The following is a 16,348-nucleotide window of genomic DNA, read 5'->3' as shown; positions in this document are numbered from 1 at the left end:
CCGGTACGAACGGTCAGATTCTGCAGACCGACGCGTCCGGCAACCTTTCGTGGGTGACGAACTCGGGTGGAACAACCAACTGGGCACAAGGTGGGAACTCGTTCGGTCAAACCGGAACCATCGGTACCAACGACAACCAAGCGTTGGCATTCGAAACCAACAACAACACCCGTATGTTCATTAACAGCGGCGGCAGCGTCGGGATCGCCACGTCCAGCCCCAGCGCCGTTTTCCAAGTCGGCACCGATCTCACGTTCGAAACGAACTGGCCCGCGATCAACTTCAACGCGGACGGAAACTCAACGAACAGATACCTGACTTCCGACTCGTCTTCGCGGATTTTCCAGAACTACACGGATGACTCGCTCTCGTTCAACGTTGGGGCTCCCGGAACCGCGGGGAACGCGATCACTTGGAATACGGCGATCGCGATCAAAAATGCGACCGCCAACGTCGGAATCGGCACGACCGCGCCTTCGGGACGTCTGCACGTCGCGGGCGGTGCGATCGTCGCCGGCCCCGTCGCCGCGGGCGCCGGCAACTCGGGTCGCCTCGAACTGCGCGAGCTTGCCGTCAACGGCACGAATAGCGTTTCGCTTCGCGCGGCGGATACGATGGCCTCAAACTACACCCTCACGCTGCCCGCGGGGACCGGCACGAACGGTCAGATCCTGCAAACCGACGCATCGGGTAACCTCTCGTGGGTGACGAACTCGGGCGGAACAACCAACTGGGCACAAGGTGGGAACTCGTTCGGTCAAACCGGAACCATCGGTACCAACGACAACCAAGCGTTGGCATTCGAAACCAACAACAACACGCGGATGACGATCACGAACGCCGGCGCAGTCGGAATCGGCACCACCGCTCCGACATCGGCTTTGAGCGTGCAGACGGCGACCGACCGTTACGGTCTCACGCACACCAACGGCACCGTCATCGTGGGGTCGTGGATCGGTAACACGTCACCCATCGGGCTTTCGGGTCAATTCGGAACGTGGACGAACCACAACTTGGGCTTCTTCACGAACAATCAGCCTCCGGGCATGACTCTGAAGACAAATGGCTACGTCGGGATCGGTACCGAAGATCCCCAACAAAGACTGCACGTCGCGAACTATAACGCGAGCTCGGACGCGTCGATCTTTATCCAAAACAACAGCAACACGTCCGGTTCGAACGCCTTCCTTATGCTTTACGCGACCCACGCGGCCGCGGATTCTTTCATCCGCTATCAGGGGAACTTCCAATCGTTCTACTCGGGCGTGGATGCGAGCGACAGTGGGAAGTTCAAAATCGGTGCGACCGCGGCGTCCCCCGGTCCTGGCGTCAATGACTTGATGACGATCGAGAACGGCGGCCGGGTCGGTATCGGAACGACCGCCCCCTCGGGCATCTTGCACTTGGTCGGCACCACGTCGTCGAACTCGGCCCTCGTCGTCCCCGTGGCGACAACGGCGGCCCGTCCCACTTCGCCGGTGAACGGGATGATCCGGTATAACTCAAACACCAACAAGTTCGAGGGCCGCGAGGGTGGCAGCTGGAAAGACTTTATCGGCGGCTCGGCGTACACCGGCGCGGGAACGTCGTGGGTTTATACCGCGAACGGCATCGACATCGGAACTCGTGATCCGCAATGGGTGAAGATCAACAGCCCGGATAACAGCAACCCGGACGAAGCCCTGCACGTCGTCGGGAACATCTTCCTCGAAGGCGACAGCTACATGCAAATCTATGACGGTGGCGTGCGCAACTTCTACGGTAAGAACAGCTGGAGCACCAACCTCGGATCGATCGCGACTTATCACTTCACCGCGAACAACGGGCTGGTCCTCGGTATCAACACGAACTCCCCGAGCTACGCCCTCGACGTCAACCACGTCGGCGCCGCCTATTCGGCGATCCGCGTTCCGCGGGACACCACTACGAATCGTCCGACACCCGTCCCCGGCTTGATCCGTTATAACACCACGACCAGCAAGTTCGAGGCCTATGAGGGCGCGGCTTGGGTGAATATGATTGGCGGTGGTACGAGCCAGTGGACGACGAACGCGGGCAACATCTACTACAACACCGGCTCGGTCGGAATCGGGACGAACAGTCCCGTCGCGCCCCTCGATGTTCGTAAAAACGGCGAAGCCTTCATCAATATCCAATCGACGTCAGGCGCGGGTCAGTACACGAACGCGGGAATTAACCTGACCGGTCGCTCGAACGGGACGTCCTATCCCGCCGCGATCATGGCGAACTCCGGCGGCGAAATCTACATGGAATCCCAAGGTGGAGTTTACACCTTCGCGAATCAAGCCGGCACGCCCGGAGTGCGTTTCGATAACGGAACGGCGATCTTCGAAACCGCATCCGGCGACGCCAACATCGAGATCACTTCTTCGGCGGCCAACGCCAACGCGAGCATCAATATGCGCTCACGTCTCGGCGGGGCGACACAATATGGATACTTTACCGCGGGATGGAATAACGCCTTCCGGATCAGTAGCCGCGCGGGCTCATACTCCTTCGCCAACGCCGCGGACTCTGGCGATGTGGCCGTGATCGACAATACCGGTGTGACCTCTTCTGCCTTCCTGTACACTTCGGATCGTCGCTTGAAAAAAGACATCGTTGGCGTCGAGGGACTCGCGCTGATTCTGAACCTGCAAGGACATCGCTTTAAGTGGAAGGCCAACGATCAAAATGAAATCGGTTTGATCGCTCAAGAGGTCGAAGAGTATGCCCCCGAACTCGTCGTCACCGATTCGACCGGCAGAAAGTCGGTCAAGTACGGAAACTTGGTCGCGCCCTTGATCGAATCGACGAAAGAACTCTACGGTCTGTGCCAGGCTTCCAAAGAGCAGTGGGCGCAACTTGCCGAACAAACGGCGAAGAACACCCGCGACATCGCGTCGGTCAAAGCCGAGAACGAAGACCTCAAACAACGTGTCGATCGCCTCGAAAAACTCGTCGAGAAACTCCTCGAAGAGAAATCGAAGTAAGAGCTCCGGCGGGCACCCTGCCCGCCGAACCGCCATCTCGTGGCAAATTTTCAGAACCCCGACGGCACGACATCATTGGGAAATTCCGGATTCTCGTTCTTAAAAATGGAAATCCCGCTGCAATCATCAAGAGATAGCTAAGTTCACGACTCCGCTTATGGGGCCGATCAAATCATTCGTTCGTTCACAGCTTTGACCCCCGCACCGCCCGGAGCTAACTCCGAAGCCGATCTCTGGGAGGGGAAACATGTCTTTGAATTCAATTTTGAAATCCGTATTATTTTCTGCAGTCCTTGGTCTCGCCGCTCAAGCCAGCGCGATGGCGATCGGTGTCGTGAACCCGAACCCCCAAGCCCAACAAGCCGGCGTCGCGGTCATCCCGCTGAATGGCGCCCAGTGTGATAACGACGTTCGCCCGCAATCTTGCGATCTGTTCTTTTTGTCGGTGAAAGGCAAAGTCGTTCGTCTGCAAATCGACTTCAACGCGCGCGTTTACTCTTACGTGTCGGCCTCGAACCGCAGCTACCGTTCGACCGGCGTTCCACTCGATGATCTCGACGTCCTCGCTCGTCTTTCGATCGCGCTTGAGCGTCTGGGAACGGACTGCAACTCGGCCGTCATCGTGAATGAGAAAACGAAAGTGATCGAACAGGTCGTTCCGGGCTGCGATATCTAGAAATTAACGCTGCCAAGCGCAGCTAACTGATTAACGCTGCCAAGCGCAGCGATACGACACGTTCCGGGGTCCGTCTTGAATGGCGTGGTCGAGCCACACGCGATCGCCCCGGAAGAGAAACTTCGATACGGTTTTGGTTTTCGCGACTCCGCCGCAGACTTCACTGTTTGATCGAGTCAGTACCGTATCGACATCCGAAGTTTCCTTGGTCGCTTCTTCCACGAATTCGCAGTTCGCATCCAAGTCAGATTCGACCTGGCGTTTCGCGTTCCGCATCAACATCTGGTAACGACCACCGACATTGATAATTCGTTCTTTCAAATCGCTCGGGCGAATCGAAAAGGACTGACACAACTTTTCGTTGCCTTCGACCAGGCGATAGCTGCCCGTCTCAAGCCCCGGAAACTCACGCGGATTCTGCGCGAATGAAAGCGCCCCCGTGAACGACACCGACAGCAGTAAGAGCACACGAATTAGAAACATGCTGTGAATCTCCGCATATGCGGCATGATCTGACGATCATTCCGGTGGTTATAAGTCGGGCCCCAGTATTTCAAACGACTGTCCGAGGCGGTGTCGCCCCGACGCAGCTGAGTTTTGAACATGATATCGATCGAGCAGCGCGCTTGGCCCGCGAAAGAACTGATATTGTCGCACGCGGAGCCACGATCACGGCGAATATTGCGGTCTTTTTCCAGCGCCCACAGCCCGTGACCTTCCCGCGGATTCAAGATCGCACCCGACGCGGTTGTTGTTCCGTGTCGGACGCTCAAGCGGCAAGACGACTCTTCTTTAGCCAGCGATTGCCAGAACCAAACCCAAGCCTTGATCTTATCGTCTTTCGACAGCGAATCGAAGCGCGGACAGAATTTTCCGAGAGCACCCGCCCGCGTGTACGTCGATTGATAACGCTCTTCCCTCAGGATTGAGGACATCTGTTGTCCCCACTCGCCGTACTTTCCGTTTTGCTGAATCATCGAGTAGCATGCGATTTCCATATTACGGCTCGGCTTGATCGTCGTTGCGCGGTCCGCACCGGTCGCGGCAACGTCTGGACGAGGACGCTCGCGGTCGCCCCGCACGGGGTCGCGACGTTCGGGACGCGGTTCGGGGACCGGGACATTGTCGATACCAACGCAGTGGCTGCACTCGGTCCGCGGAGCCGTGGCGTCGCGGATTTCGGTCTGTAGACGATCGGTTCTTTTCACGATTTCACGCGCGCTGGGCGTTTCGGCCAGCGCGGGAACGTCACGTTGGGTCTCGGCGACTCGCCCCGCAGGTCTCTCAGCCCAGTGTGAGGGCGCATTCTCGAACGTCTTTACGGATTTGCGTTCCAAATCATAATAGATCCAGAAGTCTTGGCCTTTGGTTTCGCCGTTCACGGTCTTGACCTTAAGCGCGTAATTACCCGAGGGAAGTTTCGCGTAGGCCAAGATCTGGGCGCGAGTGCCCTTCGGCAACACCGCCCGGACGTTTTGCACGCCTTTGCGGAAGTCCGCCTCGGAGCGGCCATTGAAATAGCCTTCGAGTTCCACGAAGCGTTCATGCCCCGTAAATCCCAGCGAAAGGCTCAGGAGCCCGATTAAAAGTAGGTGCCGTTTCCAGCTTGAGATCCATCTCATCATAATGAGACAGAAGTGCAAAGCCGGGCCCACAAGCCAACACCTGAATCAGGTGTAATTCCAATAGCTTATTCAACCACGTTCCGGCCTGCGCGGACGTCGCATATCGGGACGAACGTCCAGCGCTGAGCAGGCGTCTTAAAATTAGACAGTGCGGAAGGGGCGACGAAGATCTAGCGGTAAAGGACGCGGGTCACGGGATTGCGGGCGTCGATCACGCACTGGCTCGAGATCACGCGCCACTCTTCAATGGGGAAGTAGCCGACACGTTCGACCCAGCCCCAACCCGTCCAGTCGACGACACGACGATAACGGTAACCGCGGTTCTCGCGCACCGAGCGGTACTCACGATGAAAGGTCAAAAGCGGAAAGTGAATTTTCATGTCCCCGTCGGCGGTCAGCATCAGCTCGGCCTTTTCGTCGAACAGGCAACCGTAAAGCCCGTCCACCGAACGCAAGCGACCGGGAACGATTTCGCCGATTTCGACGTCGCGCCCTTCGGGAAGTAGAAACGAGAAGAAGTAGTCCGAGGGTTCGCCGCTCGCGTAATAGCTGCGGGATTGCGCGGTCAGCACGTTGCCGAAAACCGTGAACTCCACCGCCTGGCCGCCGGGACCGCGGGCCGTCCAAGAACCTTCCAAAGGGTGAGCGAGCGCCGAGAACGAGCAGAGTCCGACCAGAAGCGAAGCGAGAATTTTCGTCATGCCCCCGAGTTAGCGGAGGCCGGACGTAAATTCAAGCCGGATGTCGCCTAATTCAAGCGCTTCGGCTCCATGGGCTCGCGGAAACGATGGCGCAGGGCTTCGTCGATCGCTTTACGCACATCCACGCTGAAATTCCCGTCGGCCACCTTGAAGTCCACCTGGGTCGCGATCGTGCCCTCTTTACGGTTTTCCACGATCCACGACGAAATCGCGCTGCCGATTTCGATCAAATGATGCTTCAAACCTTTGAAATCGCGTTTGTCGCCGATGAACTCCAAATCCCGGGCGAAGGGTTGCACGGAGCCCTCGATGTTCGAGCCCACCGCCTTGACGACGGCGTAGGCATCCACCACACCCCGATCGAAACTCAGCGGGACCAAACGCGAAAGTAGCGCGTTCACCGTGCGCACGTCGAAGTCGCGCAAGTCCGCCTGCCCTTCCCAACGCAGCGGCTTCGCGCTTAACCGGGCGGAGCCTTCCGCGCGCAAGGGGGACCGATCCATGACCTTCGCGCGCGCCGAGAAATCCGTTTGCGGATCCTTCGCCGAGGGGATCAGGTTGCGCAAGGTCGCGTTGATCTCGGTGATCCGGAGCGCCTCTTCGATCGGGATCTGGGGCAGGTCGCGAACGGCGACCTGCGAATCGCGCAGGCGCACCCGCTCGATCTTGAACGGCACCAGCGTCTTCTTCGCCTCTTGCGCGTTTCCTTTTTCCGCGACCTTCCGGTCGTTCATCAGCTCGAGCATCGGCTGATCGACCTTGAGATCCGCGCCGTCCACGTCGATATCGACCGTGATCCGGCGCTCGAGCAGCTCACGCCAAGCGAGCGAAACGTCGACCTCACGCACGGACAAAATCTGCCGGTCCGGTTTTTTCTGACGGACCGTGATCCCTTCAAAACCGTAAGCCATACGCCATAGGTGAATATCCAGGTCGTCGATGTGCGCGGAATAGTGCGGGGACATCTCGGCCAAGGCGGCATTGATTTTTCTGAGTATAAATCCCGGCGCCAATGCCCGAACCGCGATCACCGCGACGATGACGACACCCAGGGCCGTGCCCCACTTCTGTTTTCTGGTCATTCCTATTTCCTAAACTTAAATTTGATCGTTCGGGGTCCAAGCCTTGTTCTCGATATCGGGCCGCGGATAGGGACGTCCCTCTTCCGTGCTGCTCGAAATGTCGTGGGCGCCCGTTTCTTCCAGAATACGTTTCGCTTTCGCCGACCACTCGGTGTCGTCCGCGTGGACCGACAGCAAGATCCCGCCACGATTGATGAAGTCCTCGTAGCGTTTGGCTTCGTACTCGGGGAAACCGACGCCGATCAACGAACCACCCAATCCGCCAACGACGCCGCCGGCGCTCGCGCCCGCCAGTGCCGCCATGATCGGACCCGCCGCCACCAAGGGCGCCAGCACCGGGTTCACGATGACGACGCCCGCGCCGACCAGCCAGCCGATCGTGCCGCCCAGGACCGCGCCGACGCCGCCGCCGGTGACCGCGCCTTCGGGCGCCTTTGATCCTTTTTCGTGACCGAAGGTCGCGAACTCACCCGCTTGCGGCGTCAGGACCGAGATGTCCTCGCGGCGGAAACCTTCCAGACGCATCTTTTCGATGGCCTCTTCCATTTCCCCACGCGAATCGTAAAGTCCAAAGACCACTTTATTTCCATGTTTCATGCAAACCTCCCGTTTTTACCGAATCGATGTTGCGTTCACGACGTTGTGATTTCCGGATTTCTGTTTCGCGATTTGTTCGACCCGCGTGCGTTCGGCTTCCGAGACGAGCCGTCCCCGCAAAGTGACGGTCTCCCCACGGGTGACGACGGTCACGTTTTTCGCGGACATCGAAAGCGAGGGGTCGTTCATGATCGCTTCGCGAATCCGGCGCGTGGTTTCGGCCTCGCGAGCGCTTAAGCCTTGCTGTTCGGCCGAGGGCAAGCGCCGGTTTCTTTCGACGGCGTTCAGGGCGTTTTCGGTGCCGTTCGCGCGTTCGGCGGTCTCGGCCGTGGCGCTCATGGCCACGCCCCCTCCGATGCCTAAGGCGGCCGCCAGGATGTATCGACTGGTGATGCTTTTCATGCTGAACCTCCCTCACGTTCGGTGGTTGCGAACACCGCGCCGGACGAAGCTCCACGAAAGACTGGAATTTTGGAACAATCCCGTTTCAAACCGAGACGTTTCGCCTACATGAAGGGCGGGCTTTTCCCGATACGTCATCATGGGCGAAGAGAATCCGTCGAAGACGAGTTATTTGAGCGATTCCGAAATGGCGTCGATCCCGAAGAATTACATTCTTGAGGGGTTGATGCTGCCGGTGCAGATCTACGTCAAACTGAAAACCAATACGTACCTGACGATCGCGAAGAAGGGCGAAAAGGCCCAGATCGAAAACTTCAAAGGATTCCGGAACGAAGGCTTCCAGCTTTTCGTCCGCGCGGAAGACAAAGCCTACCTGACCGGTTACATCGAAGACCTCTCACGCCGGGCGATGGACAACCCCCAGGTCGGCCTGGATAAAAAGGCCCAGTTCGTCTCGGGCCTTCTGGCGGACGCTTACAACGACTTGGAAAATTCGAAGTTCTCGAATGTCGAGCGGTTGAAAAGCGTGGGTTCGCTCGTCATCAAAATCTGCAAACAAGCGAGCAATCTTCACGACGTGATGGACATCCTGAAACATCAACGCGCCGACGACGCCAAACACGGCATGATGACGGCCATGGTGTCGGTCATGCTCGCCGAAGAGGCGAAGATGCTCTCGCCCCTGAACCAAGACAAACTCGTCACGGGCGCGCTTTTGCACGACGTGGGACTGCGCACGCTGCCGCCCGAACTGCGGCGTAAACCGCGCCACCTGTGGAACGCGGAAGAAAGCAAACACTACCAGCAGCACAGCATCCAGGGGGCCGAGCTTTTGCGTTTCGTCGAGGGAATGTCGGTCGAAGTCCTTCTGATCATCTCGGAGCACCACGAGCTGTCCAATGGTAACGGATACCCGAAGGGTCTGCGCGACGCACGTATCAATCCCATGTCGAAGATCGTGGGCCTGGCCGATCAGTTCTGCGATTTGGTTTCAAACAACGAAGGCAAACAGTACAGCGCCGAAGACGCCATCGTCTACATCGAGGCCGTCATGGGGCAGCCCTACAACAAAGGGCTTTTCTCTTCGCTGAAAAACCTGGTCAACGTCCAGCGCCTGACCGCGAAGATCGCGGCCGGCGGGAAGGCGTCTTAAGCAGCGCGATCTCTTGGCGCCGCTGGAAATAGCCGGGCCAGACCTCTTTCTTCATGGATGCCAGTCGCTTCAAGGTCTCTTTCGGGCTGAAGACTTTCAGCCGCCGCATGGCCTTCAGCTCTTCCCAGGTCACCGGCACCGCGACCGTCGCATGCTCTTTGGAGCGCAGCGAGTAAGGCGCGACGGCCGTCGCACCGAAACCGTTTCGTAGATAGTCGATGAAGATCTTCCCCTTGCGCCCCTCTTTGGACATCTTCGTCGTGTATTCGCCCGGGTGCTCCTCGGCCAGCTGCTGCCCCAAACTTTTCGCGAAGTTTTTAATCTGATCCCAAGAATAGTCCGGACGGATCGGAACGTGGACGTGCAGCCCCTTCCCGCCCGTCACTTTCACGAAAGACTCCAGATCGAGTTCTCGCAAAAGCGCGCGCATCCGGAACGCGGTCTCTTTCACGCGGGCGAAGGCCACGCCTTCGTCCGGATCCAGATCGATGATGAACTGGTCGGGGCGCTCCGGCGAATCATTGTGGTTTTGCCACGCGTGGAGCTCGAGCACGCCCCACTGCGCGAGTTGGAGCAGTCCGTCCGCGCTGTCAGTGGATACGGTCTTCTGATCCCGAATCATCGTTTCGCGCAGCTCGTTCATCCGTTCGATGTCGACGTGCTTCTGGAAAAAACACTGGGCGGCCGCGCGCGCCGGGCAGCGAACGAGTGCGAGCGGACGGTCCGCGATGTGCGGCAGAAGCCAAGGCGCCACGCTTTTGTAATAGTTCGCGACGTCCAGTTTCGTGAAGTTGTCCGCAGGGTAAACGACCCGTTCGGGATGCGTGATCCGGAACCCCGCGGCCGCGGGCGGAACCGCGCCCCGCTTCTTTTTCCGCTCCTTCGCGGCCACGGGTCTTTCGTGGACGACCTCGGTCGCGGATTTGTCCTCGCGCAATCCGACGAAGACCGGGTGGCGCATGTGCCCGTCGCGCGTCCATTCGGTGAACTCCACTTCGGCGACCATGCGGGGCTTGACCCAGTGGGCGCCGCGCGGGGGCGCGCCCCCTTTGAATGGAGACTCCGGCGCCCCGATGCTCTCAAGGCGCGCTCGCAGGTCCCTCAGCAAACGATCATCGAAACCGGTGCCGACCTTCCCGGCGTATTTCAAGGCCCCCGCCTCCCGCACGCCGACCAATAGCGCACCCAACCCCGCACGACTTCCCCGGGGGTCCGTGAAGCCGCCGATGACGACCTCCTGCCGATTCGTGCATTTGATTTTGCGCCAAAGGTCCGAACGTCCCGCGCGGTAGCGCGCTCCCCGGTCTTTGGCGATGATCCCCTCCAGACCCGCCCGGCAGGCGGCGCGGAGCGCGTCTTCCCCTTGCCCGCGCACGTGCTCGCTGAAGCGCAATTTCCCGGCGGGCGCCTCCCGCAGAAGATCCTTCAAAATCTGTTTGCGAACTTCGAGCGGTTCGCCCCGCAGATCGCGGCCGTCAAGGTACAGCAGATCGAAGGCCTGAAATTTAAGACCCGTCTTCGCGCCGCTCTCGAGCGACTCTTGCAGCAACGAAAAACTCGAGCGGCCCTTTTCATCCTCGCTCACGATTTCGCCGTCGATGACGAAATTTTTAGCCTTCAGTTTGCGGAATGCGCCCTCGAGCTGCGCGTACCGAGCGGACCAATCCAGACCCGAGCGCGTGAAAAACTTGAGGGAACGCCCGTTGCGTTTATGCACCAGCGTACGGTAACCGTCGAATTTCGTCTCGAAGATCCAGTCGGCCCCCGGGGGCACGGTTTCGGTCAGCTGCGCAAGCTGCGGGGACGTCTCCGCGACCGTCGGAAAAGCCGCCTTTTCCCCCGCCGTTTTCTTTCGTTCCCGGGCGGTGCGCGTCGGCGCCGGGACGTCGCTCCGTTTGATCAATAGCCATTGGGGTTTCGCGGCCCCCTTTTTTGTGCGGACGAGCATCCACCGCCCTTTGAGTTTTTTCCCTTTCAGCTCGAACTCCAAATGCCCTTTCGCGAGCATCTCCTTCAAATGCGGCGGCGGGACCCACACGCCCTTATCCCAGATCTTGACCACTCCCGCGCCGTATTCCCCCTCCGGAATGCGGCCGTGAAAGCTTGCGTAACTGATCGGATGGTCCTCGACCTCCACGGCCAGCCGTTTGTCGCCCGGCGCGGTGGAGGGCCCTTTCGGCACCGCCCAACTCTTCAAGGTGCCGAACGCTTCAAGGCGGAAATCGTAATGCAAATGCGAAGCGTGGTGCTCTTGCACGACGAAGATCGGCCCCCCTTTGGACGCGCGGCTGCGCGTGGGCTCGGTCGTGCGGCGAAAATTTCTTTTGCGCCGGTACTCTTGAAGACTCATGGACGCTCCTTAGTGGGCGGCGCGTTTCGCTTTGCCGCCGCGTTTGGATTCGAGGGATTTGCGAAGGAGCGGCATCAAATCCAACACCTGGCCGGTTTCCTCTTTTCCCGACTCTTCATAATCTTCGTTGATTTCGGTCGCCTTGCCGGATTTCACCTTCGCTTTCACCACCTTCATGATGTCCTCGCGGTAGGTATTGTGAAACTCCTTGGGCTTCCAAGGTTCGGTCATGTCTTCGATCAAGCTCTCGGCCATGGCGACCTCTTTGGAAACGCTCTTCGAAACCGGCACTTCTTCCCGCCAATCTCCCAACTCGGAAAGCTCTTTCACGTCCTCGGCGAAATGCAGAAGCTCCAAAAGCAGAAAGTCCCCGCGGGGAATCAGCGCGGCCAGGTGTTGCTTCGTATGCAGAACGATTTTCGAAATGGCCACCTTGCCGGTGTTACGAAGCGCATCGACCAAGAGCTTATATCCCTTCTGCCCTCCTTTGTTCGGCAGCAGATAATAAGCGCGCTCGAAGAAAACGGGATCGATTTCGTCGAGCTTCGCGAAGCTTTCGATGTCGATCGTTTGGGTCGCCTTGGGGTTGGCGCGTTTGAAGTCCGCTTCGGTCATGATGACGTAGCGGCCTTTTTCGTGTTCAAAGGCCTTCACCGTTTTCGCGCGGGAGATCTCTTCGCCCGTCGCTTTGTTGTAGTATTTGTACCCGACCGGGGACAGATTCGACGGATCGAGCATCGTGAAATGCAGATCGGGCTGCTCTTTGGCCGAGACCACCCGGACCGGGACGTTCACCAAGCCGAAGCTGATCGCGCCGCTCCATAGCCCACGTTCGGGTTTTCCTGACTTCGTCGTTTTTCTTGACCGCGTTTTTTTAGCCGCTTTTTTCGTCGTTTTTTTCTTCGCCATTTTATTTATCCTCCGTTTTTCGCCAAGGGAATGATCGAAATGTTGCCGTCACGCTCTAAGATCGCGTGACGAATATCCTGCAGGGACGCGACGCCCTGACATTTGCGCGCGGACTCCAGAATGTCGCTGACTTCCAGCCGAGCCTTCCACAAGGGGTCGTGGTAGACCCGTCATTTCTCCGAGCGTGCGTCGCCCGGAAATCCGCATCAGTAAAAGTAGGAAAGCGTAAATCATCGCCGCGCGTAGAACTGAATCCACCGCCGCCTCCTTCAATAGTAAACGAACTGGTCCAAGTGTATTTGATCGTCCGCGCCGAAGCCCAAGGCGCCGGTGACGAAACCCGACGTCACCGGTTTCAGCCACAGCCGCACGCGGGCGTCGCCCCCGGTCGCCTGAACGGTCTCGAATTCCACGCGGTCCGCAAACGCCCTTTCACGCACGGGACGCGGCGTGATCGCGACGATCTCGAAAGCGTCCAGAAATTCATGGGACACCCAGAACGCGTCCCCGCTCCGCAATCGCACGTCGAGTTCGAAGCTCGCCCCCTGCCGCGCGAACCGCGGCCAATCCGCGCTGCCGCCGGGAACCTCGGCGCGCTGCCGGGTCGTCCAGGCCGAGCTCGTAAATCCGGCCACGGCCGCCGCGATGAAAAATCCCAAGAGCCACCACATCCAACGCTGAAACAGCCACGACTTCCGCTGGAACTCTTCGTTTTCCAAGGTATCCATTTCGGTTTGACTGAGACTCACGAAGTCCTCCCTTGCCACGCGCGCGGCAGTCCCGAGGACTTCGGCGTCGACGCACGCAAGACGTCCCGCAGCTGCGTGAGCGTCGTTTTGGTTTCGGATGCCCGGTTCGAAGCGATCGCGTCGGACGGCACGGTGATTCGGTAGCCCCGCATGTGCGCGTCGTGCGCGGTGAAAAGCACGCAGATGTTTCCGGCGATGCCGGTCAATACCAGATGGTCGATACGCAGATCCTGCAGCATTTGATGCAGCGGGGTTTCGAAAAATCCGGAATGCTTCGGCTTGATGACGAAATAGTCCTCGGGTTCCGGGCGTAGCAGCGTCGCGATCTCGCGGCCCGGGCACTCCGGCCGGGTCATCCGTTGAAAAAGCGAATTCGCGTCGATACGCCAGTCCCCGTAATTGTCGTTCACATAAATGACGGGATAACGTGATCGGCGCATCCGCGCTTTCAAAGCCCGGATGTGGCGTGCGGCCCGACGCGCGGCGGGCATCAGCTGCGGGGCCTCGGGAAAATCGAAGTCATTGAGCATATCTAAGATGAGGAGGGCGGCCCGGTGTCGCATACCGCGAATTGGGGATAGCAAGACCCACTCCGCGAACCGTGTCCGCATTTTCCCCCGCTCTTAGGGAGATTCGCCGAACCGACTCCCGGAAATGCAAGGAAAGTGCGAAAGCGCGCCCCGGCATGCCTCGTGCTCTTTGCGGATCTCGAGGACGAGTTCCCGTACAAGGAGAAAAACGATGACTCAATATCGCAAAAGCAGTGACCGCAAGATGTCCATGGATAGCCAGGACATCGTCGAACTCATTTTAGAAGATCACAAAGCGCTCAAAGACTGCATCAAAATCATGAAGGACTCCGACAAAGACATGGCCCTGCGTGCACAGGCCTTCGAGGAGTTCTGCATCCTGCTTCCGCTGCACGCCAAACCCGAAGAACGGACTTTGTATCGCGCCATGAAATCGGGTGACATGCGCGAAGAAGGCCTGGAAGGCGACGTCGAACACCATATCTCCGACCAGCTTCTGGAAGAGGCGAAAAACACCGACGACGGCGATCTATGGTCGGCCCGCGTGAAGGTGCTGGCCGAAGTCGTTGAGCACCACATCGAAGAGGAAGAAGACGAGATGCTGCCCCAGTACCGCGGCCAATCGAAAGTCGACGAGCGCCGCCAGCTGGGTGAAGAGTTCTTGCGCTTGAAAACCGCGATGCTCACCAGCGCCGACGAGCCGCAAGTTGCGGAACCCGCGCCGCTGATGCAATAGTGGTTCATGCGCGAAACCGATCGTCTCGAAGAAGCCCTCGAAGCCCTGTGGGATCTGCGCTCCGACAAACTTCGGATCGCCACCCCGCTGGGCTTGGGTAAACCGAATCGTTTGCTGAACGCGCTGTACGCCAAGTTCCGCGATCAGGCATCGGCTACGCCGAAACGGCTCGAGGTCTTCACCGCCCTTTCGCTGGATCCGCCGACGCCGGGCTCGGATCTGGAGCGGCGTTTTTTAGAGCCGTTTTTGGACCGACACTTCGGTAAGGACTATCCCCGACTGGAGTTCGTCGAGGACTTGAAGAAGGGCCGCGTTCCCGAACACATCCGTATCCACGAATTCTACGCGCAGGCCGGCGCTTACCTCGGTAAGACGATGGCCCAACGCGATTACGTCAGTCTGAACTACACGCACGTCGCCCGCGCGCTGAAGGAACGTGGACTGGACGCCCTCGTGCAGCTCGTGGCGCGACATCCGGACGATCCCACGCGCTTCAGCCTGAGCTGCAACTCGGACCTGACGCTCGATGTGAACGACCTTTTCACCGAAAAGCCGTTGTTCAAAATCGCGGTCGTTCATCCCGACTTGCCGTTTCTGGGCGGCGACGCCGAAGTCGGTGCGGACTTCTTCGACCTCGTCTACACGCCGCCAGGGCCGCAGCCCGAACTTTTCGCGCTCCCACTCAATAGCCTGGATCCCGTCGATCACTTGATCGGTTTTCATGCCTCGCGTTTGGTCCGCGACGGCGGCACGTTGCAGGTCGGGATCGGTTCGCTGTCGGATGCGCTGGTCGCCTCATTACTTTGGCGTCAGCGTGCGAATGCGACCTACTCGGCCGCCGCCGCCGAAGTTCCCCCACCGCCAGTCCCCGTTCACGAGGGCACCTTCGCGGAGGGTCTCTACGGCACGAGCGAGATGATGATGGACGGCTTCATGCATTTACGCCAGGCCGGCATCTTGAAACGCGAGATCTGCGATCTGGATGAAAAACGTCGACGCTATATGCACGCGGCCTTCTTTCTGGGTTCGAAGGACTTCTACAGCTGGTTACGGACCTTGAGTGGAGCGGACTACGAAGGGCTTTCGATGACCCGGGTTTCGAAAGTGAACGACCTCTACGACGCGAACGAGTGGGCCTTGCGCCGCCAGCGCAAGCACGCGCGCTTTTTCAATACCTGCATGAAGGTTTCGCTTCTGGGCGGCGCCATGTCGGACACCCTGAACGACGGACAGGTCGTCAGCGGGATCGGTGGACAATACAATTTCGTGGCGATGAGCCACGAGCTCAAAGATGCGCATTCGGTTTTACTTCTGCGCTCGGTCCGGACCCACAAGGGCCGACGCGAATCGAACATCACGACCGATCTGCGCCATCTCTCCATCCCAAGACATCTGCGCGATCTGGTGGTGACCGAGTACGGAATCGCGAATCTGAAAGGCAAAAGCGACGAAGAGTGCATCCAGGCGTTGATCCACATCGCCGACGCTGAATTTCAAGACGAACTCGCCGCCTGGGGTATCGCGAACAAAAAGTTAAGCTCCCAGTACCGCGTCCCCGAGGCCGCGCGGGCCAATACGCCCACGCAGCTTCGAAGCTTCGTCGAAAAGCACCGGGCGCACTTTCAAGACGAACCTTTCGGAACGAGCTTTACGCCCGTCGAGAATCGTTTGAAACCCGCGCTGCTCAAACTGCGCGAAGCTTCGCCCCTCGCACGTCTGCGGTACGTCTGGAGGGGGATCGGCGCTCCAGATTTCGCCGAAGAAATTCACCGTCTGGAGCTCGCTTCCCCAAGTGGCTGGGACGAACGCTTCACTCAGTGGGCCGTGCGCGGAGCGCTGAAGTAG

16 protein-coding genes are annotated in these 16,348 nt (G+C 59.0%); 5 read left to right on the top strand and 11 right to left on the bottom strand.

Translation table 11 applies throughout. The features are described 5' to 3' along the window. On the top strand, nucleotides 1–2,993 hold a 2,993-nt coding region (locus tag KF767_18595), incomplete at its 5' end, for a tail fiber domain-containing protein (protein ID MBX3019903.1). 247 nt (nucleotides 2,994–3,240) lie between these two features. Then, entirely contained in the window at nucleotides 3,241–3,669 is a 429-nt protein-coding gene (locus tag KF767_18590) for a hypothetical protein (GenBank protein ID MBX3019902.1), read from the top strand. A 30-nt stretch (nucleotides 3,670–3,699) separates the two neighbouring features. Here the strand turns inward: KF767_18590 and KF767_18585 are convergent, their stop codons facing one another. From KF767_18585 to KF767_18560, 6 genes are all read right to left on the bottom strand, one after another. Beyond that, on the bottom strand, nucleotides 3,700–4,152 hold the full coding sequence (locus tag KF767_18585; GenBank protein MBX3019901.1) for a hypothetical protein: 453 nt from the start codon (nucleotides 4,150–4,152) through the stop codon (nucleotides 3,700–3,702). Beyond that, nucleotides 4,143–5,204: a hypothetical protein gene (locus tag KF767_18580; protein MBX3019900.1), complete on the bottom strand. Its 1,062-nt coding sequence runs from the start codon at nucleotides 5,202–5,204 to the stop codon at nucleotides 4,143–4,145. The genes KF767_18585 and KF767_18580 overlap by 10 nt, the downstream gene beginning before the upstream one ends. A gap of 260 nt (nucleotides 5,205–5,464) precedes the next feature. Further along, the gene (locus KF767_18575; GenBank protein ID MBX3019899.1) at nucleotides 5,465–5,995 is read right to left on the bottom strand and encodes a hypothetical protein; all 531 of its coding nucleotides are present in this window, start codon (nucleotides 5,993–5,995) and stop codon (nucleotides 5,465–5,467) included. Nucleotides 5,996–6,042: 47 nt separating this feature from the next. After that, nucleotides 6,043–7,077, bottom strand: coding sequence for a DUF748 domain-containing protein (locus KF767_18570; protein MBX3019898.1), 1,035 nt, complete (start codon nucleotides 7,075–7,077; stop codon nucleotides 6,043–6,045). Nucleotides 7,078–7,092: 15 nt separating this feature from the next. Continuing rightward, the gene (locus KF767_18565; GenBank protein MBX3019897.1) at nucleotides 7,093–7,674 is read right to left on the bottom strand and encodes a DUF3341 domain-containing protein; all 582 of its coding nucleotides are present in this window, start codon (nucleotides 7,672–7,674) and stop codon (nucleotides 7,093–7,095) included. A 15-nt stretch (nucleotides 7,675–7,689) separates the two neighbouring features. Then, nucleotides 7,690–8,076 carry a BON domain-containing protein gene (locus KF767_18560; protein MBX3019896.1) on the bottom strand — a complete coding sequence of 129 codons (387 nt, stop codon included), beginning with the start codon at nucleotides 8,074–8,076 and terminating at the stop codon, nucleotides 7,690–7,692. Nucleotides 8,077–8,215: 139 nt separating this feature from the next. Between KF767_18560 and KF767_18555 the strand changes: the two genes are divergently transcribed. Further along, nucleotides 8,216–9,229: an HD domain-containing protein gene (locus tag KF767_18555; GenBank protein MBX3019895.1), complete on the top strand. Its 1,014-nt coding sequence runs from the start codon at nucleotides 8,216–8,218 to the stop codon at nucleotides 9,227–9,229. Here KF767_18555 and ligD read toward each other — a convergent pair. The 5 genes from ligD to KF767_18530 all read right to left on the bottom strand — a co-directional run bounded on the left by ligD (nucleotide 9,177) and on the right by KF767_18530 (nucleotide 13,800). Continuing rightward, nucleotides 9,177–11,579: a DNA ligase D gene (gene ligD, locus KF767_18550; protein MBX3019894.1), complete on the bottom strand. Its 2,403-nt coding sequence runs from the start codon at nucleotides 11,577–11,579 to the stop codon at nucleotides 9,177–9,179. The genes KF767_18555 and ligD overlap by 53 nt on opposite strands. Before the next feature lie 9 nt (nucleotides 11,580–11,588). Then, nucleotides 11,589–12,488 carry a Ku protein gene (locus KF767_18545; GenBank protein MBX3019893.1) on the bottom strand — a complete coding sequence of 300 codons (900 nt, stop codon included), beginning with the start codon at nucleotides 12,486–12,488 and terminating at the stop codon, nucleotides 11,589–11,591. A gap of 5 nt (nucleotides 12,489–12,493) precedes the next feature. Then, the gene (locus KF767_18540; GenBank protein MBX3019892.1) at nucleotides 12,494–12,640 is read right to left on the bottom strand and encodes a DUF421 domain-containing protein; all 147 of its coding nucleotides are present in this window, start codon (nucleotides 12,638–12,640) and stop codon (nucleotides 12,494–12,496) included. A gap of 117 nt (nucleotides 12,641–12,757) precedes the next feature. Continuing rightward, nucleotides 12,758–13,237 (bottom strand): hypothetical protein, encoded by a 480-nt coding sequence (locus tag KF767_18535; protein MBX3019891.1) that lies wholly within the window; start codon nucleotides 13,235–13,237, stop codon nucleotides 12,758–12,760. After that, nucleotides 13,234–13,800 carry a cysteine hydrolase gene (locus tag KF767_18530; GenBank protein MBX3019890.1) on the bottom strand — a complete coding sequence of 189 codons (567 nt, stop codon included), beginning with the start codon at nucleotides 13,798–13,800 and terminating at the stop codon, nucleotides 13,234–13,236. Before KF767_18530 ends, KF767_18535 begins: the two co-directional genes overlap by 4 nt. Before the next feature lie 178 nt (nucleotides 13,801–13,978). On the opposite strand from KF767_18530, the gene KF767_18525 reads away from it, so the two are divergent. Both KF767_18525 and KF767_18520 read left to right on the top strand, forming a co-directional pair. Continuing rightward, complete coding sequence (locus KF767_18525) at nucleotides 13,979–14,503, top strand: hemerythrin domain-containing protein (protein ID MBX3019889.1); 525 nt, start codon at nucleotides 13,979–13,981, stop codon at nucleotides 14,501–14,503. Between the two features lie 6 nt (nucleotides 14,504–14,509). After that, nucleotides 14,510–16,348, top strand: coding sequence for an acetyl-CoA hydrolase (locus KF767_18520; GenBank protein ID MBX3019888.1), 1,839 nt, complete (start codon nucleotides 14,510–14,512; stop codon nucleotides 16,346–16,348).

It is taken from the genome of Pseudobdellovibrionaceae bacterium, from assembly GCA_019637875.1.
Lineage (GTDB): Bacteria > Bdellovibrionota > Bdellovibrionia > Bdellovibrionales > Bdellovibrionaceae > JAHBUW01.
This window is presented reverse-complemented; position numbering and strand designations above follow the sequence as displayed.

What these genes read in the sequence shown, in the direction of transcription:
- KF767_18530 (MBX3019890.1), bottom strand. Translation starts at nt 13,800, where the DNA reads ATGCGACACCGGGCCGCCCTCCTCATCTTAGATATGCTCAATGACTTC.
- KF767_18585 (MBX3019901.1), bottom strand. Translation starts at nt 4,152, where the DNA reads ATGTTTCTAATTCGTGTGCTCTTACTGCTGTCGGTGTCGTTCACGGGG.
- KF767_18520 (MBX3019888.1), top strand. Translation starts at nt 14,510, where the DNA reads ATGCGCGAAACCGATCGTCTCGAAGAAGCCCTCGAAGCCCTGTGGGAT.
- KF767_18590 (MBX3019902.1), top strand. Translation starts at nt 3,241, where the DNA reads ATGTCTTTGAATTCAATTTTGAAATCCGTATTATTTTCTGCAGTCCTT.
- ligD (MBX3019894.1), bottom strand. Translation starts at nt 11,579, where the DNA reads ATGAGTCTTCAAGAGTACCGGCGCAAAAGAAATTTTCGCCGCACGACC.
- KF767_18555 (MBX3019895.1), top strand. Translation starts at nt 8,216, where the DNA reads ATGGGCGAAGAGAATCCGTCGAAGACGAGTTATTTGAGCGATTCCGAA.
- KF767_18575 (MBX3019899.1), bottom strand. Translation starts at nt 5,995, where the DNA reads ATGACGAAAATTCTCGCTTCGCTTCTGGTCGGACTCTGCTCGTTCTCG.
- KF767_18570 (MBX3019898.1), bottom strand. Translation starts at nt 7,077, where the DNA reads ATGACCAGAAAACAGAAGTGGGGCACGGCCCTGGGTGTCGTCATCGTC.
- KF767_18565 (MBX3019897.1), bottom strand. Translation starts at nt 7,674, where the DNA reads ATGAAACATGGAAATAAAGTGGTCTTTGGACTTTACGATTCGCGTGGG.
- KF767_18560 (MBX3019896.1), bottom strand. Translation starts at nt 8,076, where the DNA reads ATGAAAAGCATCACCAGTCGATACATCCTGGCGGCCGCCTTAGGCATC.
- KF767_18545 (MBX3019893.1), bottom strand. Translation starts at nt 12,488, where the DNA reads ATGGCGAAGAAAAAAACGACGAAAAAAGCGGCTAAAAAAACGCGGTCA.
- KF767_18525 (MBX3019889.1), top strand. Translation starts at nt 13,979, where the DNA reads ATGACTCAATATCGCAAAAGCAGTGACCGCAAGATGTCCATGGATAGC.